At 58.0% G+C, this 22,240-nt stretch carries 19 protein-coding genes and 3 pseudogenes; 9 read left to right on the top strand and 13 right to left on the bottom strand.

What is annotated here, in order from left to right; all coding sequences use genetic code 11:
• The first annotated feature begins 40 nt into the window (after nt 1–40).
• From NPS56_RS21370 to NPS56_RS21350, 5 genes and pseudogenes are all read left to right on the top strand, one after another.
• A complete protein-coding gene (locus tag NPS56_RS21370) occupies nt 41–934 on the top strand; it encodes a LysR family transcriptional regulator (RefSeq protein WP_274076456.1) in 894 nt (297 codons plus the stop codon).
• Between the two features lie 275 nt (nt 935–1,209).
• Entirely contained in the window at nt 1,210–1,665 is a 456-nt protein-coding gene (locus tag NPS56_RS21365) for a GNAT family N-acetyltransferase (RefSeq protein WP_274076455.1), read from the top strand.
• A 118-nt stretch (nt 1,666–1,783) separates the two neighbouring features.
• Nucleotides 1,784–2,008, top strand: a pseudogene (locus NPS56_RS21360) (FAD-dependent oxidoreductase); the annotation flags it as partial.
• A 161-nt stretch (nt 2,009–2,169) separates the two neighbouring features.
• Entirely contained in the window at nt 2,170–3,846 is a 1,677-nt protein-coding gene (gene phaC / locus NPS56_RS21355) for a class II poly(R)-hydroxyalkanoic acid synthase (RefSeq protein WP_274076454.1), read from the top strand.
• A 48-nt stretch (nt 3,847–3,894) separates the two neighbouring features.
• Nucleotides 3,895–4,635: a Mut7-C RNAse domain-containing protein gene (locus NPS56_RS21350; protein WP_274076453.1), complete on the top strand. Its 741-nt coding sequence runs from the start codon at nt 3,895–3,897 to the stop codon at nt 4,633–4,635.
• A gap of 394 nt (nt 4,636–5,029) precedes the next feature.
• Here NPS56_RS21350 and NPS56_RS21345 read toward each other — a convergent pair whose 3' ends face one another.
• From NPS56_RS21345 to NPS56_RS21295, 11 genes and pseudogenes are all read right to left on the bottom strand, one after another.
• Complete coding sequence (locus tag NPS56_RS21345) at nt 5,030–5,263, bottom strand: hypothetical protein (RefSeq protein ID WP_274076452.1); 234 nt, start codon at nt 5,261–5,263, stop codon at nt 5,030–5,032.
• Nucleotides 5,264–5,465: 202 nt separating this feature from the next.
• The gene (locus NPS56_RS21340; protein ID WP_274076451.1) at nt 5,466–5,897 is read right to left on the bottom strand and encodes a DNA methylase; all 432 of its coding nucleotides are present in this window, start codon (nt 5,895–5,897) and stop codon (nt 5,466–5,468) included.
• Nucleotides 5,898–5,947: 50 nt separating this feature from the next.
• Nucleotides 5,948–6,180: pseudogene (locus tag NPS56_RS21335) on the bottom strand (ZIP family metal transporter); the annotation flags it as partial.
• An 87-nt stretch (nt 6,181–6,267) separates the two neighbouring features.
• Nucleotides 6,268–7,152, bottom strand: coding sequence for a manganese catalase family protein (locus NPS56_RS21330; RefSeq protein WP_274076450.1), 885 nt, complete (start codon nt 7,150–7,152; stop codon nt 6,268–6,270).
• 303 nt (nt 7,153–7,455) lie between these two features.
• Entirely contained in the window at nt 7,456–8,526 is a 1,071-nt protein-coding gene (locus NPS56_RS21325) for a threonine aldolase family protein (protein ID WP_274076449.1), read from the bottom strand.
• A gap of 112 nt (nt 8,527–8,638) precedes the next feature.
• Nucleotides 8,639–9,454 (bottom strand): AraC family transcriptional regulator, encoded by an 816-nt coding sequence (locus NPS56_RS21320; protein WP_274076448.1) that lies wholly within the window; start codon nt 9,452–9,454, stop codon nt 8,639–8,641.
• Between the two features lie 234 nt (nt 9,455–9,688).
• Complete coding sequence (locus NPS56_RS21315; RefSeq protein ID WP_274076447.1) at nt 9,689–10,003, bottom strand: hypothetical protein; 315 nt, start codon at nt 10,001–10,003, stop codon at nt 9,689–9,691.
• Between the two features lie 8 nt (nt 10,004–10,011).
• Nucleotides 10,012–11,478: a DUF6861 domain-containing protein gene (locus NPS56_RS21310; RefSeq protein ID WP_274076446.1), complete on the bottom strand. Its 1,467-nt coding sequence runs from the start codon at nt 11,476–11,478 to the stop codon at nt 10,012–10,014.
• A 173-nt stretch (nt 11,479–11,651) separates the two neighbouring features.
• Nucleotides 11,652–12,815, bottom strand: a complete 1,164-nt coding sequence (locus NPS56_RS21305; protein WP_274076445.1) for a hypothetical protein — start codon at nt 12,813–12,815, stop codon at nt 11,652–11,654.
• Entirely contained in the window at nt 12,802–13,998 is a 1,197-nt protein-coding gene (locus NPS56_RS21300) for an LssY C-terminal domain-containing protein (RefSeq protein WP_274076444.1), read from the bottom strand. Before NPS56_RS21300 ends, NPS56_RS21305 begins: the two co-directional genes overlap by 14 nt.
• Before the next feature lie 68 nt (nt 13,999–14,066).
• Complete coding sequence (locus tag NPS56_RS21295) at nt 14,067–15,356, bottom strand: LssY C-terminal domain-containing protein (RefSeq protein ID WP_274076443.1); 1,290 nt, start codon at nt 15,354–15,356, stop codon at nt 14,067–14,069.
• 459 nt (nt 15,357–15,815) lie between these two features.
• Here NPS56_RS21295 and NPS56_RS21290 point away from each other — a divergent pair.
• Nucleotides 15,816–17,245: pseudogene (locus tag NPS56_RS21290) on the top strand (IS1182 family transposase).
• A gap of 202 nt (nt 17,246–17,447) precedes the next feature.
• On the opposite strand, the gene NPS56_RS21285 reads toward NPS56_RS21290, so the two are convergent.
• Nucleotides 17,448–18,449 (bottom strand): zinc-dependent alcohol dehydrogenase family protein, encoded by a 1,002-nt coding sequence (locus tag NPS56_RS21285; RefSeq protein ID WP_274076442.1) that lies wholly within the window; start codon nt 18,447–18,449, stop codon nt 17,448–17,450.
• A 109-nt stretch (nt 18,450–18,558) separates the two neighbouring features.
• Here NPS56_RS21285 and NPS56_RS21280 point away from each other — a divergent pair, with 109 nt between their 5' ends.
• A complete protein-coding gene (locus NPS56_RS21280; protein WP_274076441.1) occupies nt 18,559–19,440 on the top strand; it encodes a LysR family transcriptional regulator in 882 nt (293 codons plus the stop codon).
• A gap of 381 nt (nt 19,441–19,821) precedes the next feature.
• On the opposite strand, the gene NPS56_RS21275 is transcribed toward NPS56_RS21280, so the two are convergent.
• Nucleotides 19,822–20,211, bottom strand: a complete 390-nt coding sequence (locus NPS56_RS21275) for a MerR family transcriptional regulator (protein WP_274076440.1) — start codon at nt 20,209–20,211, stop codon at nt 19,822–19,824.
• A gap of 74 nt (nt 20,212–20,285) precedes the next feature.
• On the opposite strand from NPS56_RS21275, the gene NPS56_RS21270 reads away from it, so the two are divergent.
• Nucleotides 20,286–21,365: an SDR family oxidoreductase gene (locus NPS56_RS21270; RefSeq protein WP_274076439.1), complete on the top strand. Its 1,080-nt coding sequence runs from the start codon at nt 20,286–20,288 to the stop codon at nt 21,363–21,365.
• Between the two features lie 214 nt (nt 21,366–21,579).
• On the top strand, nt 21,580–22,128 hold the full coding sequence (locus NPS56_RS21265) for a cytochrome b (protein ID WP_274076438.1): 549 nt from the start codon (nt 21,580–21,582) through the stop codon (nt 22,126–22,128).
• Nucleotides 22,129–22,240: the final 112 nt, after the last annotated feature.

Below are 22,240 nucleotides of genomic sequence, written 5' to 3'. Positions count from 1 at the left end.
GATAGCATTTTCGGCAATCACCTTTGCGTAAGAGGCACAAATGGACTTCAACGGCAGGTCAGGTGAAATGGAAGTGTTCGCCACCGTGGCGCAGGAAGGCAGCCTGTCGGCCGCCGCGCGTGCATTGGGGCTGACACCCTCGGCGGTCAGCCGGATCATCGCGCGTACCGAACAACGTCTTGGCACGCGCCTGCTGTTGCGCACCACCCGAGCGATCACCTTCACCGCCGAGGGCGAGGCTTTCCTGCGCGGCGCCCGGCGTATCCTGGCCGACATGGCCGAGGTTGAAGAAGCCATCGCCGACCAGGGCGTACCAAGGGGCCGATTGCGGGTCAGCGCCGCCCTTGGCCATGGGCGACTGGCCATCGTTCCCTTGGTGGCAGCATTCAGCGCCCGCTACCCGAACATCGTCGTCGACCTCACCCTCGGCGACGAAGTGGTCGACATTCTCGGCGGCCAGGCCGACGTCGCGGTGCGCTTTGGCCATCTGCCCGACAGCCCGCTGACCGCGCGCAGGATCGGCAACACCGGCCAGGTAGTGGTGGCATCGCCCGAGTATCTGCAGCGCCACGGCATCCCCCAGGAACCGGAAGACCTGCTACGGCACAACTGCCTACGCTTCAACTTCCGGCGTGCCGAACCCAACTGGCCGTTCATCCGTGACACAAGAGAGTTTTCCCTGAAGGTCAGCGGCAACATCGAATGCAGCAGCGGTGAAGCGCTGGCGCAACTCGCGCGAGTAGGTGCCGGCATTGCGCGTATCGGCGAGTTCAGCGTGAGCGAGGATCTGCAGCGCGGTGACCTGATACCGCTGCTGGAAGCCTGGAACCCCGGCGACCAGGAGCCGATTCATGCGGTGTTCGTAGGCGGCTCGGCAATGCCGGCTCGGGTGCGGTTGTTCGTGGACTTCTTGTTGGAACATCACCGGATGTAAGCGGTGGCGTCACTTGATTCTTCCGGCTGCTCGTGAAGCTGTACGCATCAAGCAAATAGTGAACAGCCCATCGTTGGGCGCGCTATCAGTGGGTGGTCTGACTGACTGGAACAATCGGGAGTCCATAACAAACAAAAAAAACGGCCAAAAGCAGTCATCTGAACGAGTCAATGTCCAATCGATGCAGCGTTCGCAATACATCAGGCGCCTTTCATACTCGCCAGTAACGCCACATCCCTTTACGATCAAGGGATCACACGCAAGGAGCCACCTGAATGAGTTGCCTGATTCGAAACGCAACCAATGCAGATGCACTGGCAATCAGTCGGATCATCATTGGCACCCTTCGCGAGTCCAATGCCCTGGACTATTCATCCGCAATCATCGATCAAGTGGAGTCAAGTTTTTCTCCATCGGCGATCCTTGATTTGTTGACCCGGCGTCAGGTGCTAGTAGCAACAACCGACAGTCATATCGTTGCAACAGCCAGTCTTGATAAGGACGTCGTCCGAAGCGTGTTTGTCGACCCAACCTGGCAAGGGAAAGGCATCGGAAGACAGTTGATGGCGATGATTCAATCGATCGCCATAAAAGATGGCGTCAGCCTCCTGCGTGTCCCCTCTTCAATCACTGCGCAAGGTTTTTACGCTGCGCTTGGCTTCAAGAAAATCCGCGACGAATTTCACCAATCAGAGCGCACCATCATCATGGCGAAGACATTGGAGCACTAGCCCGGATCCAGTACTTTAATCAGGCCAACAGAACGGAAGCTGTCATGAAATTAACGCAGGCAAGCGAGTGGTCGTCATCGGGGCAGGCATTGTGGGCGCGTCCCTGGCGTATCACCTGGCTGGACTCAGGCCAATGCCTGTCGATGGCATCCCCATCATCGGCTATCTGCCCGATATCGATGGAGTGTACGTTTGCGCCATGCATCCTGGCGTCACGCTGGCGGCGATCGTGGGCCGACTTGCCAGCGAGGAAATAGTCGACGACAAGGTATCCCCTGCCCTTGAATCCTGTCGTCCCGAGCGATTCAGCAAATCGCGGATAAAAGGTCATGGATTGTCATGAAGTGAAAAGGTGTTGTCGTCAAATGAAATGTTTGCCGTTCCCCCCTCTATAAGCTGCTGCTCAAGATCTGCGTGGCCAGCCGTGCCTTTTACGATGCACGGCTTGCTCGCAGCCCTTTAACTGCCGGGCGCCCGTCTTCGGGGCCTTTCCGGAGCAGCACAATGAACAAGAAAAATAAAGAACTCTCCCAGCAAGCCGCAATGCAAACGTTGAACCTCAATCCGGCGGTCGGCCCTCGCGGGCGCGACCTGCTCGGTACCGCCCGCATGGTCCTGCGACAGGTAGTGAAGCAACCCGTGCACAGCGCACGGCATATGGCTGCATTCGGTATCGAGCTGAAAAATGTATTGCTCGACCGCTCGCCGCTCAAGCCCGCGGCGGGAGACAAGCGCTTCGACGAGCTGACCTGGCAGCGCAACCCGCTCTACCGTCGCTACATGAAGACTTACCTGGCCTGGTGCCAGGAGATGAACGACTGGATCAGCACCAGCAGCCTCAGCGAACAGGACGCTCAGCGTGGTCAGTTCGTCATCGGCCTGCTGACCGATGCGATGGCGCCGACCAACACCCTGGCCAACCCGGTCGCACTGAAGCGCTTCTTTGAAACCGGCGGCAAGAGCATCCTCGATGGCTTCTCGCAGCTGACCCGGGACCTGCTCGAAAACGGCGGCATGCCCAGCCAGGTGGACAAGACGGCGTTCGAGGTAGGCCACAATCTGGGCATCACCGAAGGTGCGGTGGTGTTTCGCAATGAGGTGCTGGAGTTGATCCAGTACAAGCCCCGTACCGAGCAGGTGCAGGTGCGTCCGTTTCTGGTGGTGCCGCCGCAGATCAACAAGTTCTACCTGTTTGACCTGACGCCGGAGAAGAGCCTGATCCGTTTTCTGCTCGGCAGCGGTATCCAGACCTTCGCCATCAGTTGGCGCAACCCGGGCAAGGCCCAGCGCGAATGGGGTTTGACCAGCTACGTGGAAGCCCTGAAGGAAGCGATCGACGCGGTGCTTGCGATCACCGGCAGCGCCGACCTGAACACCTTCGGCGCCTGTTCCGGAGGCTGCACCCTGTCCTCGCTGCTGGGTCACTACGCCGCCCTGGACGAGAAAAAGATCAATGCCTTTACCCTGGCGGTCAGCATGCTGGACATACGCCCCGACACCCAGGTCGGGCTGTTCGCCGACGAGAAGACCCTGACGGCCGCCAAGCGCCGTTCCTATCAGGCGGGCGTGCTCGAGGGCCGCGAGCTGGCCAAGGTCTTCGCCTGGATGCGCCCCAATGACTTGATCTGGAGTTACTGGATCAACAACTACCTGCTCGGCAACGAGCCGCCGGCCTTCGATGTCCTCTACTGGAACAACGACACGACCAACCTGCCCGCCACGCTGCACGGCGAATTCATCGATATGTACCAGACCAACCCGTTCGCCCGCGCCGGCGCCCTGGAGGTCGGCGGCACACCGATAGACCTCGGCCAGGTCACCAGTGATTTCTACTGCATCGCAGGCATGAGCGACCACATCACCCCGTGGGACGCCTGCTATCGCTCCATGCATCTGTTTGGCGGCCAGGGCGAGTTCGTGGTGTCCAACAGCGGGCATATCCAGAGCATCCTCAACCCGCCGGGCAACCCCAAGGCGCGCTTCATGACCAACAGCAACCTGCCCGTCGAGGCTCAGGAGTGGATGGACACTGCCAGTCAACAGGCCGGGTCCTGGTGGCCCCACTGGCTGGCCTGGTTGCAGGCACGCTCGGGCGATCACAAAAAGGCTCCGCGCAAACTCGGCAACAGGGCCTATGCCGCCGCCGAGGCTGCGCCGGGTACCTACGTGCACCTGCGCTGAATCGGTTGGCAGCGGCTGTGTGCCTGCAGCCCTGCCATACTGTTGAGCATGACCAGCGCAACCTTCCGCTTCTATGAGGAGCTCAACGATTTCCTGCCCGCCGAACGGCGGCGGCAACCCTTTACCTGCGAGTGTGCGCGAGGGGCGACGGTCAAGCACATGATCGAGGCCCTCGGGGTACCGCACACCGAGGTCGAGCTGGTGCTGCTGAACGGCGAGTCGGTGGGCTTCGAGCGGGTGATCCTCGACAGCGACCGGCTGGCGGTGTATCCCAAGTTCGAAGCGCTGGACATCAGCCCGCTGCTCAAGGTGCGTGCGCAACCTTTACGGGTGCTGCGTTTCGTCGCGGACGCACACCTTGGCGGGCTGGCCCGGCTGCTGCGCATGAGCGGCTTCGACACCCTCTACGACAATGGTTTCGAGGATGGCGAAATCGCCGAGATCGCTGCGCAGCACGGCCGTATCGTGCTGACGCGCGACCGCGACCTGCTCAAGCGCCGAATCATCAGCCACGGCTGTTATGTGCATGCCCTTAAACCATCGCTGCAGCTGCGTGAATTGTTCGAGCGCCTCGACCTGGCGCGTTGTGCGCGACCCTTCAGCCTGTGCCTTCACTGCAACCTGCCGCTGCACGAGCTCAGCCCGGAACGGGCTCGGCCACGGGTGCCGCCACGCATTGCGGCCCTCCATTCGCACTTCCTGCACTGCGACGCCTGCCAACGGGTTTACTGGGAGGGGTCGCACTGGCGCGATATGAGTGCATTGCTGGCAGCTCTGATGAAACGATAGCCGCGTGCATCGGGCCCCTGCAGGACATGCAGTTCGGCACGGCGGATAGTGCGGCGCAGGATGTGCGCGTTGTACAGACGCACCAGGGGGTCGCGTTCGCCGGTGAGAATCAGCATCCGCTGGTGCGGACGGAACATCCGTCATCCCGGCGATCAGGTCGGCATGGCGCGGCAGACGCATCGGCCAGCGGGGCATTTGCGATTTCCCGACCCCGGGCACGTCCAGCGTAATGGTCCTGAAATCCATCAGTTCATCGCGCAGGGGATCGAAGGTACGGATCAAACCACCCAGGCCGTTGAGCAAGAGCAGCGGTGAGCCTTGGCCGCGGATTGAAACATTCAACTGCAAGCCTTCAACGGTTATTTTTTGCGTTGGCATGGTTTGCGCGACCCTATCAAGACACCAGTAGCGCCTCATGGATTTCAATTGTCGGAATAGCATCCTCCAGACGCCGGTTATTGAGCATATCCCTCGTCTTGCTGACGTCGAAGATCTGCCCCTGATCAATCAAGGCCAGGATGAGCTCATCTGAAACACGGTAGCGACCACAGTCCGGACAGTCTCTTTCTTCCCATGGGCCGTCGCATTGAATGCGCTGTGCGACACCGACACAAATAAGACAATTCATCGCGATCACCATTTTTTAATATTTGTTCTGGATCCATCGCGAGCCACTAGCCAAGGCTTGCGCACCCTCTACTGTTGCGCATGAGGCTGATAGCTAATCGACTTGGTAGATCGAAAGAAAGTTCGCCATGTTGAGGTTGTCTCCGGTGCTTTTTTTTGTACGACTTGCTCTGCTCGACCTGTCCCTCGGCGCTATTGCGCGTTCACAGGATCACTCGTGACGCCTCGCGCATGAAAATTTCGACCGTCTTGGGACCAATACCTTCAAAGGCAATGAGCCGATTCTCAAAGTCCCGGCGATCCGCGCTCGCGCTGACGATATTACTCACCTTCCCTGCGTACTCATTGTTGAGTTTGTGAGCCAAGGCCAACAGACGCGCAGAGGTAGTTTCGTCATATCGCACATAATGCGCCTCGCCCAACATGGCGACGAGTTCCCGATGGGTGCTGTGGGCGAGCTTGCCCGGTGTGTCACGCTTATGCTTATCGACAATCACTCGATACGCTTGCGCGGCAATCCGGGCCTGAATCCTTTTGCCCATTAAAAAACTGGCGACCAGCCATTTGAACAAGCCCTCTTCATTGGCGCTTTGCAGGTCAATATTCAAATCCTGTGCACTGATAATCTCGTGCATTGAAATCTTCCCCTCTCAGGCGCCTTATCCGGTTCGAACGGGTAAGGCGGTCAGCCCAATGCCGTATCGAGAAACATCATGACCCCGAACCCCAGCATCAGCCCCAACGTCGCGGGCGTTTGGTGGCCAGCGATGTGCCTCGGGTATGACCTCATGGGAGACAACAAAGATCATCGCCCCCTGCTGCAAGGCCCAAAGCGACGGGGTAGCCCAAGGCGAAACTGGTTGAAATGCCGAGGCCGACAACAGCGCCTAAAGGCTCCATCAGGCCTGATGCAACGGCAATCAGGACGGTTCGGACATGAGACCTCCTGTTTCGCATCGTTGAATGAGAAACACCGCACGCCATGACGGCGTGCGGTGACATCTATCAGGCTTCATCACGTCCCTGGACACCCGAGCCCAGGTCTGCACCCGTGATGGGATTGCTTTCGGGGTCAGACATCGTGCGGGCTTTCATGTCCATCAGCAGCGAGTCTTCGTCAGCGCTCAACTCCACGCTGGCAGTGCCATCACCGCCATCGACTGCCGGCTTTGGATCTTCTACATAATCCCAATCGACACCCTGGTTCCACGGCCCACGCGTGCTGCCTTCGCCCTGAGACAGGTTGAAGTACACATTGGTGAACTCGGGCATGCCGGGCAGCTTGCCTTGCGGGAAGTTCGGCTGGATCGAGTGCAAGGCTTTTTCGAACGACAGTTGATGCGCGATCTCGCGGGTCATCAGAAACCCCAGGGCCTCTTTCACACCCGGATCATCAGTGACGTTCATCAAGCGCTCGTAAACGATCTTGGCGCGGGCCTCGGCAGCAATATTGGAACGCATGTCCGCCGTGGGCTCACCGATGGTATCGACGTAGGCTGCCGACCACGGCACGCCTGCGGAGTTGGTCAGTGGTGCACCGGCGCCGTACAGCAGACAGGTGATGTGCGAGTCATTACCGGCGCCATTGATTGCGCGATACAGCTCGCCCTCCTCTTCCACGCCTTCGGCCAGGCGGCCTTTGGCACCCTTGTTGAGCATCACGATGATTGAACCGACGATCTCCAGGTGACTGAGTTCTTCGGTGGCAATGTCCATCAGTAGATCCTTTCTGCCTGGATCCTCTTCGGCCAACGCCTGGGTGAAGTATCTGGACGCAGCGGCCAACTCCCCCTGGGCTCCGCCAAACTGCTCAAGTAAAAGGTTCGCCAAACCAGGATTGGGTTGGGCAACGCGCACGGTGTATTGAAGTCGTTTGTTATGTAGGAACATGACGAATCTCCTCAGGCCAAAAAGGCGCCGATACTCATTCGGTGATTCACTGAATGCGGCGCCCACAGTCATCTGAAGGTGAAGGGCCTGAGAAAATTTTCTAAAGATTTTTCAAATTCGACGAGCGGCACGGCGTACTGCCACTCAAGCATTTATTTCACCAGTCGTCGGTCGATCCTTCGCAGATCCAAACTTACCTGACGTAAATATAATCTACATCGCGTGGAGCTACATCGCCCCTCCATCATCAACCCCGACCAACCACCGGCGCATGCTCAGCCATCAATGCCATTACCCAATCGCTTACGCGCTCAGCGTATCGATCACTCGCCGGACCTGACTCAGCAGATGATCGACATCCTCGGCAGTGGTCGCGAACGAGGTGACAAAGCGCACGATGTTTGGCCCCCAGCGATCATGGTAGAACCCGAACCCGGCCTTCAGCAGGGCTTCGATGATTGCCGAATCCAGCTTGCAAAACAGGATGTTGGCCTCGGCGCCGGCCATGACTTCAACGCCTCGCAGACCCGCCAGCCCACGGGCCAGGCGCTGGGCGGCTGTGTTGGCCTGGCGTGCGTTACGTAGCCACAGGTCGTCGGTGAGGTACGCATCGATCTGCGCCGATATAAAACGCATCTTGGAGAGCAGATGGCCGGAGCGCTTGCGGCGATAGCTCATCTCGGTGGCAAGCGTGGGGTTGAACAGGACGATCGCTTCGGCGGCCAGCGCACCATTCTTGGTAGCCCCGAACGAGAGCGCATCCACCCCGGCTTTCCACGTCATCTGCGCCGGGGAGCAGCCTAGGGCAACCAACGCGTTGGCGAACCGCGAACCGTCCATGTGGAACCCCAGGGCGCTTGCCTTACACACCTCACCGATGGCGGCGATTTCGTCCAGGCTGTAGAGGCTACCGACTTCAGTGGCCTGGGTAATGCTGACGCAGGCAGGTTGGGTCGTGTGCACGTCACCGACCTTTTCACCTGTCCGTTCGCGCAGGCGGGTGACATCCAGCTTGGCCGATGGGCCGTCGATGGTCATCAGCTTCGCGCCGTTGGAAAAGAACTCCGGGGCGCCGCATTCATCGTTGTTGATATGGCTGGCGGGATGGCAATAGATGTTGCCCCAGGGTGGCGTCATCGCACTCAGGCACAGGCTGTTGGCGGCGGTGCCGGTAGGGACGAGAAAGACCTCCACGTCGCGCTCGAAGATCTCGCTGAGCTTGAGCTTGACCTTTAGGGAGAGTTCGTCCGTGCCGTACGCACTGGCCTGGCCGGTGCTGTGCCTGATCATGGCCTGCGCCACTTCCTTTGAGGCCCCCGCGATGTTGTCGCTGGCAAAACTCAATGCGAGCGGTTGGTTTGATTGAGCGTTCATCTACCTGTCCTCGGCTGCACGGGCGAAGAAGAGTCGCCCGGTTTTGCGCATCCTAGGGCGAGGGACAGTGCCCAGGCTTGTAAAAAATTGACGGCCAGCGAAACGCCGACACTCAATGTCTGTAGCGTGAAGGCGCGACGCCGAATGCGTGTCGAAACGCACGGTTGAAGTGGCTTTGATCGTAAAACCCGACCGCGTGGGCGACATCGATGATCGGCAGTTCGCTGCGCGACAGCAGGCCACAGGCTTGTTCAAGACGCAGTCGCAGCAGCCATGCGTGCGGTGTCATGCCGATGGTCCGTTTGAACTGCTTGAGGAACGAAAACCGGCCCAACCCGCAAAGACCGGCGAGGTCATCCAGGGTAATGCGCTGATCGATGTGGCTGAAACAATAGTCCCTGAGGCGTGACCATTGCAGGGGCGAGAGCGCTCCAGAAATCGCCTCGGGCACGATCACCCGCGACTGACGCAATAGACCCTCGACAAGGGTCAGCCATTGCGCCTGCACCGCGAGACCGCCAGGGCCGATGGCCTGCTGCATGGCCTCGTGCAAGCCGCGCAGGTGGCCGGCAAGCCCGGTGTTTTCGAGCAACATGCCGGCCAGCTCCAGCTCACTGGGCCGACCACTGATGTCCTCTGCGAGGCTCGCGACCAGCGCCTGGGACAAACGGAATGTCTTGAGCGTGTAGGCGCCGCCGCCTTCGGCCACACCGTCGTGGATTTCGCCCGGCGGCATCAGGGCAACATTGCCCGGCCCCAGCAGAAACGACTCGCCTTTGGATCGATGACGCTGGATGCCTTCGGTCACGAAGCCAACGTGGAAGTCGAGGTGGTAATGGCGATCGAAACCGGCATCCGTCAGGCGCGCCGAGCCCAGCACGAGGCCGGGAACTTCACTAACGTGGTGGTAACTTGCGTGCTCAGTCATGGAATCCGTACCAGGATCGGCGGCGAGGAAGGCAAACACATTCTAGATCTGCGCAAGATATGGATCTACAGGTTGTCAGCTAGTAACTGCCGCGAAGCACTGCTTATGGATGCCCGGAAAGTTACCCATTAGCTGTACTGCTGACCACTCAACAGTAAGGGCAGTTGTCACATCGCCGATTAATTCTTTTTTTTTGGTGAATATCAGTGCAAGTTTAACCGAGAAATAGCTAATTTACGGTCTGACTTTTTTCATGATTTCCTCTATCATTTTAAGCGTGTCCGAGCCACGACCCTCGATAAGTTCAACATAAAAATTGCTATAAGCATCCGAAAGTTCCCGATATTTCCGAAGGCTTGACTCATCCATGATGCGATGGCCTGGTATATCCCTTGCTTCAACTTGGGTATTGATCTCACCACGCTCAGCTGCGGATATCAAATATTCCATTTGCCCGTACAAAGCCAGTGCTGCCGGCTCTTTGTCCTTATACAATTCCAGTTGTTTTCGCAATTCGATTGCGGTCTGTTTTAACGCTTGAATATCCATACTAATTCCTAATTGTCGATTTCGCCAATGAGCTTTGCTGCAGACCACTCTTGCCGATTAGGCACCAAATATTGTGCCGCCTCTCCCGTTCTCGTAATTCTACCCCCAAATTCTACCGTTGGCGCAACCTTGCTAACGAAAACTTCAGTAGGCTCAAGTGGCTTAATTTCAAAAATAGAATATCTGGCATTTTCGCTGATGACCGGCAAACCGAGTGAGTCTGCTAGAGTTTTATCGGACTTAGCTGCCGCCTGCAATTCTTCCATTGTAGTGAAAAATGGTGAGTAGTCGGAAATGCCTTTTTCACCCACAGGTACGATCTTCACAAGCGGCGTTCTTATGCCAGTGGTAACGGGTACAGTACTGCCTGATGCCACTTGGCCAAAAGCTCTCTCCAAGAGACTTGCAGATGATGCCTCAGGGTCTGCCAATGCGAGTTTAGCGATGTATTTTTGCCCGTCCGCACTCTGGAGATAATCATGGATTTCCTGGTTACTTAAGCCCCTTGGCTCAAATGTCTTTACCGACTTTCGTTTGTTTTCGACTGAAACGAATTCAGTATCTTGCTTCGCGTAAAACTCGCGCATTTGATTTTCCCGCGCAAGCTTCTCAACTGAAGTGACCCCCCTAATCTGTAGCTCCGGATGCTCCAAAAGTAGTTTTTCGTTTTTCGTGAGCCATACGGCGAACGGCTTGTTGGAAATCTCGGATCGAAGCTTGGCACTTCTCGTCGCAATACTTTCCAGGCTGTTGACCACACCCGCTTTCATCTGCCCTCGGGTGAGATAGGTGACAATCGCCGTCAGTAACAGCAACACCAATTGCTCTTGCCCTTGGGCCAACTGTCTGGCTGCGCGTTCTATGCGTTCCTGAATCATCGCCGCTGAACCGCCAGTCGGGTCGAGGCCAGGATTTTTCAAGCCGTCTTCCGCTTGCCACGCGGTACAGAGACCTTCAAATATCGTTGATAGGCAGGGCCCTATTCCCGCCGAGAAATAACCGGTGATGGCGTACAATCCCAGCGCTGCCATGATCAAGTTACCGACCTGCAATCCGACACCGGCGCCGATTGTTGCGCCAGGCACGGCGCCAGCACCAAAGGCAAGGGAGCCGACCGCTCCACCCAGAGCGGCACCGATCGTCACGCTACCGCCCACGATCATCACAACTTCCTGCAACAGTTTGAGCAACACCGGCAGAATTTCGTTGATATTGATCGACGCCCATTTGCGGCTGATGTTCATCTGCATGATGGGGACAGATAGAGCCATCGCGTGGCGGACGTTATCGATCCGATGCCCGCCCACGTACCCGTAGGCTTGAGTGGCGCCGTTGCTGACGCGGCGGGTAAAGCCGTTCCAGCCGTCGTGGGCGCTCTGGAAGCCGTCATCGACGCCCTCATTCAACGCATTGAATTTCTGGTCGAAATTTCGTTCGATGTCGTCCCAGCTGGGCAGGTTGGTTAAAAGATCCATTTACTCGTGACGTCCTTGAAAGGAGGCGGGGCTGCCACACTCGTTGAAAGCTCGGCCGGGTACTGGCAGGTTGCCATTTATGACCGCGAATGCTCGATAACATTTTCAAACAGGGATTATTTTTCTCATCGCCGTTACAAAGGGCAATGATGTCAAACAGACATTGTTGGTATTTACTTAATGCTCAAATGCTCAGATGCCGCCAGATCCTCTTCAACGAAGCGCAGCATCGCCTCCGCCAGCGCCTCGCGCGGATAGGCATTCTGTGTCACCAACAGTGATCCGAGGGTCGAATGGGTTCGGGCGATCGGCACTGCCAGTGCCCAATGATCGGCGTTGATATAGCCCATCAGGCGGCTGCCCGGCACTATCTGATCGTAGAAAATCACTTGGCTGTCGTTACGGGCATCGATCTGCGCCAGCTTGTTGTAACTCGATTTCAGTATGGCCGAGATGTGATCCGGCTGCGGGAAGGTAACGAGCGAATAGTAGTTCAGATCGGACGGCAGCCGGTGCTGCGCCAGCCAGTTCTTGCGCGTTGCGGGTCGCAGGCTGTCGATCGCGCCACCGTCACCCGAATCGCAGGTCGAACCGGGAAAGTGTCGCAACAGGTCCGCCTGGTACTGCTCGGCATCGTTGGCCAGCGCCGAGCCGCCGACCGAGCCGGCTGCGCTGACCACTGCCGCCACGCGGCCGCGGATTTCCGGGTAATTCACCATCGCTTCGAGAATGTCGGGCGCGCCCTTCGAATAACCGATCAGGACGAGGCGCGGCGGTCCGGCTTCGGCTGGCATCGCCATGATTGCGTCGCGTATTTGCCGAGCGTTCTTTGCGGAACTCGACAAGGCGTCGACCTTCATCTGCACCAGGTCATAGCCGAATTGACGCAGATGAACCGCTACGCTGCCGGGCGCTTGCAGCCATTGCTCGAAGCATTCGTAGCCGACGCCGGCCACCATAGCGCCGATCAGACGGCGTTTCGATTGACCGAGATCGACGGGCTTGCCAGTGCCAGCAGGTTCGCTGCCGACGCGTGTCAGTGCCTCCTCGCAAGGGCGGCTATCGGGAATCTCGCTTCCTCGTGTATTGAGGATCGAGCAAAAAATCTCGCGAAAGCGCCCCCGCTTGTCCTGCACGCCGGCCTGCGACGCAGGGACCAGCACCAGCGGCGGTGTATCCGGCGAGTAGGCCATCAGCGGCGCGGGTGCGCAGGCGGTGAGCCCATGGCAGGCAGCGAGCATCAGCCATGCCATGCCAGCGCTGCGCAACAATGGGTAGGCACCGCACACACGGCCGGCCGAGTCATCCGGCCTGCCGAACAGGTTACTTGCGGGCATCGTCGACCTCCTTGCGTGCAGGCGATTGGTGCCAGTCCAGATACGGTTCCCAATCGAGCATCTGCACCTGCGACAGGCTGAGCGGTCGCGTCGCAAAGAACATGACCGCACGCAGACCGTCGCTGAAGTAATGGGCGCCGCTGAACGTCGTTCGCGGTTGTGCCTGGGACGCGGGACCGACGCCGGTGACGAACCCGAGCTTGTCCAGGCCGGCCGAGTACATCATGTCCTGGATCAGCAAATTCCTCGCCTCATCGACGTCCTCATGCAAGACCAGGGCTTGCGCCTCGCGCGGTGCAAAGCGTCCGCCGGTCGGTCGTGCGACCTGCGCGAGATAGACGGAGAGACCGTCGAAGCGCATAGGCGTGTTCCACACACGCACCCAAGTCGCCGGCGCACCGCCTTGCGATTGCTTGCGAACCACGGCATCGGGCATACGGCCGAATGCACGCTCGGTCGCATCCGCGGGGTGCGCGGCACGCCGGTAGCCGCGACGTACAAATGCGGTGGCGATATCGGCAAACTCGCCGATGAGAATCGCATTGAGCGGATCGCCGTTCGCCCTGCCGTTCGCGTCAGCGGCGCAGCAGGGAAGGCGCTCCAGCGCGGAACGCAACGCGGCCAGATCGTCATAGTCCTTGATCTCGGAACCTGGATGCTGGAACAAGCCTTCGGCAAACCATTTTTCCCCGGCATCGTCCGGCACGCGCAAGAAGAAGGAAAACGGAATCAGCGTCTTTCTCTGCAGCAGATCGATATTCAGCAGCCGCGTAACGCGCTCCGGGTTGATGAACAGCAAGCCCGCTTTCGTTTCGCCTGGCAGGACGGGATTCTTGAACCCCAGTTGGTCCAGGTGTGCATTGATGCGCGCGTTCGCTGCCGGGGCGAATATCCCGTGCATGGACCAGGCGACTTCCAGTGGCGAGAAATAATCGGGATCGGTTCCCGGCCGCAGCAACAAGAGCGGCTCGGCAGACCGGTTCTGGACTTCGACCCACACGGGCTGCACACGCGTCCTGTCCAACTCGACCCCCAGCATTTGCCGCCTGTCTTCGGCACTGAGCACGGCGGCGCTGACGCGTATCTCGTGATGGGTGGCCGTCTGCGCACGTTCACGCAATCCGGAGGTACTGAAATCGGCAGGCGCCTGCCAGGTCGAACAAGCAACGGCGAGTGCAAGCATCGCTGCACAACCCAGGGTGCGCAAGCAGCGTATTGCACATCGCAGAGTATCCCCCGACGGCAAGCGGCTCATGGCTTGACCCGCCCCGGTGGTTGTCCGCCCTTCTCGTAGATGCCCTGTGATAGAAAGAATTCGATTTGCCCCAGGGAGGTGTGCGTGGGGTCGAATACCAGGACACAGCGCAGCCCATCCGTGTAGTAAGGATCGGTCGTCAGGTTCTCGCGCGGCGCGCTCTGGGGCGCGGCCCCCACCCCCTTCACAAAGCCGAATTTGGCCAGGGTCACCGAATACGCCATATCCTGTGTCAGCGCGCTGCGCGCTTCGTCGACGTCAGGGTCGATCTTGTGCGTCGTCAGCGTCGCAGTATGCACGGTCATCCGGCTGCCGATATCACGGCTGATCTGTCCGACCCACACCTGCTTGCCGTGATATTGCATCGGGCTCAGCCACAGCCTCAGGTGATTGCGCTGGTGGACGTTGTCACGCGCCTTTTGCAAGGCAAGGTCCTGAGCCCGCCCGAACAGATAGAGATCGCTCACTGGCGCATAGGGATAGCGCTCGCCGGAAAGCGCCGAATTGACCACTTTCATGATCGACCCCGACCACTTCTCCTCGGTCCCACGCCAGCCGCGACGTGCGAATGCAGGGAAGGCATCATCGAGCCCGCCGACGACCACCAGGTTCAGCGGATCGCCGTTGCTGGAACCCTCCTCGTTGGTGACACAGCACGGCAGCGCCTCCAGCGCCGCCTGGAAACTGGCGTCATCCGTGTAATTCACAATGTCTTCGGGCGCGATGCCCTGCCTGAACACTTCGCTGATGTGGTAATCGGCGCGCAGCCCCGGCACGAGGGCCAGGACAGAGAAATGCCTCGACCGCCCGTTTGCCACCAGATCGAGGTTAACGAACTTGAACCCCTCGTCGAGATTGGTCAACACGAAGCCCGAGGTTGTCGTGCCAGGTGCGATAGGGTTGCGCAAGGCCAGCCGACGAAAGTGCCGGTCGAGCGCCGTCCGCTCGTCCTGAGGGGTCCCTGAGAAAAATGCTTCGGCCGCCTCGGATGCGGGGAAGAAATTTGGATCCAGGCCCGGCGAAAGCAGATAGTAGGCGCGATCTTCCTGATTGTTGACTTCGACCCAGACGGGCTGTATCGATCTATTCGCCAGAGGCACGCCGTAGACCGCCTCGCTTTCTGCGGCCGACAGTACGGCGGTCGACACGCGCAAGCCGCCATCGCTGCGCGTCACGGCGCGGCTCTTGTAGTCAAGGCTCGGCGTTGGCGCAGGCTGGGAGGCGCAGCCGGCGAGCGCAGCTGCGATGGCCGTTGCTGAGAGAACGTGTCTCACCATGCGATGCATCGCGTAACCTCATCAACTGGGGTTTACCAATCTTCGCTGGCCTGCCTACGTAATCCGTAGCGACTATGGACATTGGTTTCTACGTCGCAGCTTTTCATCAGGAACCGCACCGGGAGTTGCGCAGGCTTTTTGGGGTGAGTTTCGCCGCCATGGAAGAGAAGAATAGTCGAACTATCGATAGCAGGCCGCTTCGGCCTCTGCAGGTGATTCGTCACCGATGGCTCCAGCGCCGTCGATGGTTGCCCTTCCCGCTCCACCGCTCTCGGCACGCTGCTGCCGGGCACCGCTGAGACCTCCCAGCGCCAATGCAAGAAACTCCCGACAGTATTTAGGACGTTTTCACACAGCCTGGGTCGTTTTTCCGCCTTGAGAGACGGGCAGAAAACGGCCCAGAGTGTGTAAAAACGCCTTCGCGAACACTTGCTATGATTTCTGAGGATTTCATCGCAGGGATCGCCCATGAAGCGCTTTATCCAAGGTGAACATCGAGGCCAAGGCACCTTACTTCCCGAGAGCCCCGACGACTACGTCAGCGATACCAATCCGGTGCGCGTAGTCGACGTCTTGTCGACGAACTCGACCTGGTCAATCTGGGTTTTGAAGGTGTCATTCCAGCCGATACTGGCCGGCCGGCTTACCACCCCGCGATCTTGCTAAAGATCTACATCTACGGCTATCTCAACCGCATCCAGTCGAGCCGACGTTTGGAGCGAGAAGCCCAGCGAAATGTCGAACTGATGTGGTTGACCGGGCGTTTGATGCCGGACTTCAAGACCATCGCCAACTTCCGAAAAGACAACAGCAAGGCCATCCGAGGCGTCTGTCGCCAGTTCGTTGTGCTGTGTCAGCAGTTGGGATTGTTTGGAGAAAATCTGGTCGCCGTCGATGGCAGTAAATTCAAAGCAGTCAACAACCGCGACCGCAATTTCACCAGCGCCAAACTAAAGCGGCGAATGGAAGAAATTGAATCGAGTATCAACCGTTACCTGGCGGCACTCGATGCTGCCGATCGGCAAGAACCAACAGCTTCCGATCCCAGCGCCGTGCGGCTGGAAGAGAAAATCGCCAAGCTCAAAACTCAAATGAAGAAGCTTCAAGCGATCGAAATCCAGCTCAATGAATCGCCGGATAAACAGGTCTCACTGACCGATCCAGACGCCCGCTCCATGATGACGCGCGGCACGGGAATCGTCGGCTACAACGTGCAGACAGCGGTCGATACTCAGCACCATTTGATCGTTGCGCACAAGGTGACCAACGTCGGTTCCGACCGAGATCAACTCAACTCGATGGCCAAGCAGGCCCGCGAGGCGATGGCGTCAGATACGTTGTCGGTGGTGGCTGATCGAGGTTACTTCAAAAGCGAACAAATCCTGACCTGTCACAATGCAGGCATCACCGCCTATGTGCCCAAGCCGATGACCTCTGGAGCCAAGGCTGACGGGCGTTTCAATAACGATGCCTTCGTCTATGACGCGGCAAAAAACGAATACATTTGCCCGGCTGGAGAGGCGCTGATTTGGCACTATTCCTACGTTGAAAAAGGCTTGAAGCTGCATCGTTACTGGAGTTCAAAATGCCAGGGCTGCGCGTTGAAAGTGCAGTGCACACCGAGCACGGAACGACGAGTTCGACGCTGGGAGCATGAGGAGGTATTGGAGGAGATGCAGCTTCGGCTGAGCAAAGCACCAGAGATGATGCGAGTCCGAAAACGGACTGTTGAGCATCCCTTCGGGACGCTCAAACAATGGATGGGTGCAATGCACTTCCTGACGCGAAAGCTGGCCGGGGTGAGCGCGGAGATGAGCTTGAATGTGCTCGCCTACAACTTGAAACGGGTCATGAAAATCATCGGTACCCATCACTTGATGAAGGCGCTAACGGCCTAAAAACCGGCCTGTTTTTACGTCTCCCGATGATCTGGTGCGTTGCTGGGGCGGTTTAGCTCATCAGGAAGGGGCATCGTGCCTTGATCAGGCTACGAAGCCGGACAGCCACTCAGCCTTGAAGATCGAAACGGGATCTAGCGTTTTTACACACTCTGGGACGCTTCTGGCCGTTTGTACTGAATGAGCTTTAGACCACTTGGGACTATTCATTCACCAACTGGATTACCGTCTTGCCCTTGCCGCGACCTTCCGCGACCTGGCGAAACGCCTCGTTGACTTCTGGCAGCTCAAAGTGCTGTTGATCCACGCGGATCGTCAGTTGACCGGCATTGGCCAACGCGGCGGCCTCGCGCAGGATAGCGCCGTGGTGTTCGCGTCCTTTGCCGGTGAGCAACGGCGCCAGGGTGAATACACCCGAGTAGGTTGCACCTTTAAACGACAACGGCGCCAGGCTGTGTTGCCCCCAACCCAGGCAGCTCAGCACGTGCCCAGTATAAGGCTTCACGGCCTTGAATGACGCATCCAGCGTGCTGCCGCCTACAGTGTCGTAGACGATGTCGAAACCTTCACCAGCCGTATAATGCTCGACATAGTCCTCTACGCTCTGTGCCTGATAGTCGATGGCCGTAGCCCCCAGCGAGCGAATGAAGTCCAGGCTCGCCGCCGAACCGGTGGCGTAGACGTCGGCACCGCGAGCCTTGGCCAGTTGCACAGCCACTTGGCCAACCCCACCTGCGCCGCCATGAATCAGCACACGCTGACCGGCACGGACATTGGCACGATCTACCAAACCTTCCCACGCGGTAATGAATACCAAAGGCAATGCAGCCGCCTCACGCATGTCGAGAGTGGTCGGCTTTGACGCGATCAGCCGGGCATCCACGGCAATGTATTCGGCCATAGTACCCTGGGCACCGCCGATCCCGCCGGGCATACCGAAGACTTCCTGGCCCAGGGTGAAACCATCAACCGCCTCGCCCAGCTCGATGACCGTGCCGGCGAGATCCAGGCCCAGCACTGCGGGCAGCGCCTGGCGGGCGTGAGCCCCTGCGCCGGCGGCGATCTTGGTATCGAGAGGGTTGACTCCTGCCGCGTGAACCCTGACCAGCACCTGCCCCTTACCGGGTACAGGGCGATCGATTTGGCGGACAGCCAGAGGGGCCTGAGCGGACTCGGCGATAGCGGCGAGCATGGACTGATTCATGATGGGGAACCTCTGATTAAGTGGACGCTTACAGATTGCCGCACGTTCATCATTCCGATAAGAAACTAAATTTGCATATAACTTATTCCACAAAGAGGTCTAATCGCCGATGGACTTGTTCGACAGCATGCACATCTTTGTACGCGTCGTGGAGCGCGGGTCGTTTTCTGCAGTTGCCCGCGAGCTGAACATGGGGCAGCCGGCAGTGAGCAAGCAGGTGCGCGCTCTGGAGCAGTATCTGGGCGGGCCATTGTTCGCCCGCAGCACCCGGTACCTGGCCCTGACCGACCAAGGGCAACGCTTCTACAGCCACTGCCAGGAAATTCTCGGCCACCTCGAAACCGCCACTCGCAGCTTTACCAGCGGTCAGGAGCAGATTGCCGGCCCTCTGCGAGTCGCTGCACCGGTCAGCTATGGGAGGTTGTGCATAGCACCGCTCATAGGGACTTTCCTGCAGCGCCATCCAGATGTCCGGATCGACCTGCGGCTGAGCGATCAAAACGAAGATCTGCTCAAGGAAAACATCGACCTGGCTATCCGGATTGGTGCGGTGAAGAGCGAGGGATTGGTGGCAATGCCACTGGGTACCAGCACACGGCGGGTCTATGCCGCACCCACCTATCTGGATCGACACGGCCTGCCACGCGAGCCCAATGAGCTGACAGGCCACAACTGCATCGGTTTCACATTGCTGGAGCATTACGACAGTTGGCATTTCACGCACATTGCGCAAGAGCTCGATGTAGCCATCAAAGGCAACGTCACCAGCAATAGCAGCGAGGCCATCCGTGAAATGGTTCTCTCCGGCTTGGGTATTTCCCTTTCTCCAGAATGGCTGTTCGCATCTGACGTCGAACAGGGAAGCGTTCGTACCGTGCTTGACGATTATCAGACCACCGCACTGCCTGTCAGCGCTGTGCTCAGTCGTGAGCGGCGACGTTCAGCGCGGACGATGGCCTTCATCGATTTTCTCCGCGAGCACTTAATGTAAAACCGCCTCGTCATGCACCGTCCGCTATTGGTCGATTTTTGCCCGTCACCAGGATCAGAAAACGACCAAGGCAGACATCGTATGTCCCGCAAATCCGGAGCAACGTATGCGTCGGGGCATCACGTCTTGCGTGATTGAACCGGTTGTCACTTATGTAGAAGCACTGCTCGATTTCACTCCTGCGTAGTGTGGGCAGGCGCGCGAGGACACTCTTTTGCATGTGCGTATCGAACAGGTCGTCTATGCGCGCTTTACGTACACCGCTTTATAAACCAGCAAGTCGATGACTATTTGCTCAGCGCAGAGGGGCAGAAATACTCCGCCAAACTAATTGCGTGATAAAACCTTAGCCGATTCGCTCGGCCTACCAGTCCTCAGTGTTCAGTTGGAAGCGTTGCTCAGCTGCTGAAGCTCAAGTTGCCTGGCAGCACTGGCTTCGAGGGTTGCACGCTCTTCATCCAGATACCGATAAATGCTTTGGAGGTTGGCGATTTTCTGTTTGATTTCTCCCATCTTCTTTTCAATCAGCTTCGCGCCGTCAGCACAATCGATCAGCTTGTTCCGCTGCGCATCCAGAATCTCGCCTATTTCCCCCAGGGAAAACCCCATGCTTTGCGCGCGCTGGATAAAGTCCAGATCCTGCAGAGTTTGCACTGTGTAAACGCGATAGTTGTTGGTTTGCCGCAGCGGTGAGATCAGGCCGATTTGCTCGTAGTAACGCAGCGTATGGCGGCTGGCGCCGCTGCGGGCCTCGAGTTCGCCGATTTTCATGAAAACACCGCTTGACTGTAGAGTTGGGTCGATAGTTTACGCTTGATTTTTCACCTTCAACAAGGAGCAGGGAAATGAGCGTGGAGTGCTTTGTCACGGGGGGGACCGGCTTTATCGGTCAACATTTGGTGGCGTACCTGAGTGCCAAAGGTCACACCGTTCGGGTGTTGATGCGTCGCCCTGAGCGACTGGCCGCCCTGCGCGAGCAAGTCGACAATTTGGGAGGGTGCGCAACCCGGGTATTTGCCGTAGCTGGCGATCTGGAACGGGACAACCTCGGGCTGAGTCTTGCTGACCGAGAAGTGCTAAGGCACGCCAGAGTCATATTCCACCTGGGGGCCCACTTCGCATGGGGACTTTCAGTGGAGCATTCTCGTGCGGTGAATGTGGATGGGGCAAAGCGCGTGGCGCTGTTGGCGGCTGAGCAAAAGAGTCGATTAGTGATGATCGGCGGCTACATGCTGAAAAATCATGAACATCTGCAACGCATCGGAATTGATCCTCGATATCCGCAGCTGACGAATTGGCCTGCCGTCTACCGACATGTCGGTGGTTACGAGGGGAGCAAGCTGGAAGCGCATTTTGCGACCCTGGAGGTCATGTCCGCCAAGGGCGGGGAGATTACCGTTGTCCACCCCGCGACAGTTTGTGGCCACAGCCGCACGGGGCATATCGTTGATGGTCAGCCGCTGGTGGAGCTGATACGCAACCTTGTGCAGGGAAAGCTGACTGCAGTGCCCGGTACCGCCAAGCACTGGCTGCCACTGGTCACCGTGGATTACCTGGTTGAGCTGGTGGCGGTTTGTGCTTTTGATCCTGCCATGGTGGGCCAGGAACTGCTGGCGCTTGATGAGCAAACGCCCAACTTGCGAGAACTCCTGGTGCAGGTGGCCCAACCTTTGGGCTTAAAGTCTCCCAAGCATTACATTTCACTGCGCTTGCTGAAGTTGCTTCTGAGTATTCCTCCCGTCGCGCGGTTTTTGAATACAAAACCCGAAGCCCTGGACTTTATCCAGACCACTCGTTTTGATACAGCGGCGGTCGAGCAATTTTCCAACAGGCATGGAATAGCCAAACCGGATATACGTCAGTCTTTGCAGCACACTGCAACGTTCGTGAACTCATATTTCATAGCCAAGGGCCAAGCCCTCTGACTTCTCCCTTGGAGGCGAAGGAAGGCGAGTAGCATCCTGCTCGGCTATCCAGCATAAGTACCCTCTCTTTTGAAGGTGGGAAAGCTTGGCAGCCGGGGGGTTCTGAGTGGAATGCATCGAGCTATTCGATTTTTATAAGCAGTAATTATCATTTTTTTTCGATAGGTTATCGAGGCAATAATCCATCCACGATTGAACTGAAAGGGTTAACGGGATGGCAAAAGCAGAGAGTTACACCAGTACCGCGAAGTGGCTGCATTGGGGGATGGCGTTGCTCTGGATCGGTGCCTGGTTCATTGGCATTCTGGCCACTCACTGGCGTGATGAGTTCAATGCGCATCATGAGCTGACATTCCTGCACAAAGCGATGGCGAGTACGCTGCTGTTTTTGATTGTCGTGCGTATCGCATGGAGGCTCACTCACCCCGCGCCGGCATTGCCCGCGGCGATGAGCCCGTTAATGAAGCGGGGGGCATTCTTTGGTCACTTGATGCTTTACGCAATGGCGCTAATCGGCCTACCACTCTCTGGCTGGTATTGGAGCTCTGTGGCGGATAAACCCATCCTCGTGGCCGGGCTTTTTCAGTTACCGCCAATGGTCGGTCCTGACCAATCGCTTTATGACTTGGCAAAATCGATTCATACCTATGTTGCTTGGCTATGCGGAGCCTTGGTGGGAGGACACGCCCTCGTGGCGCTCACGCATCACTTCGTTGAAAAAGATGAGGTGTTGAAAAGCATGCTGCCTGGTCGTAATTCGTAAGCGAGTCCAAGGAACAGAGTCACAGCGAATAGAGGCCAGATTTTTATCCCCTCTCAAGCGACTGGTTCTGGCCGGTTGCTTCCTATCGCGCGAGCTGACGTTGGCGACAGGC

This window comes from Pseudomonas putida (assembly GCF_028682635.1).
Lineage (GTDB): Bacteria > Pseudomonadota > Gammaproteobacteria > Pseudomonadales > Pseudomonadaceae > Aquipseudomonas > Aquipseudomonas putida_AE.
The sequence above is the reverse complement of the archived record's forward strand: the minus strand, read 5'-3'. Positions and strand labels throughout refer to the sequence as shown.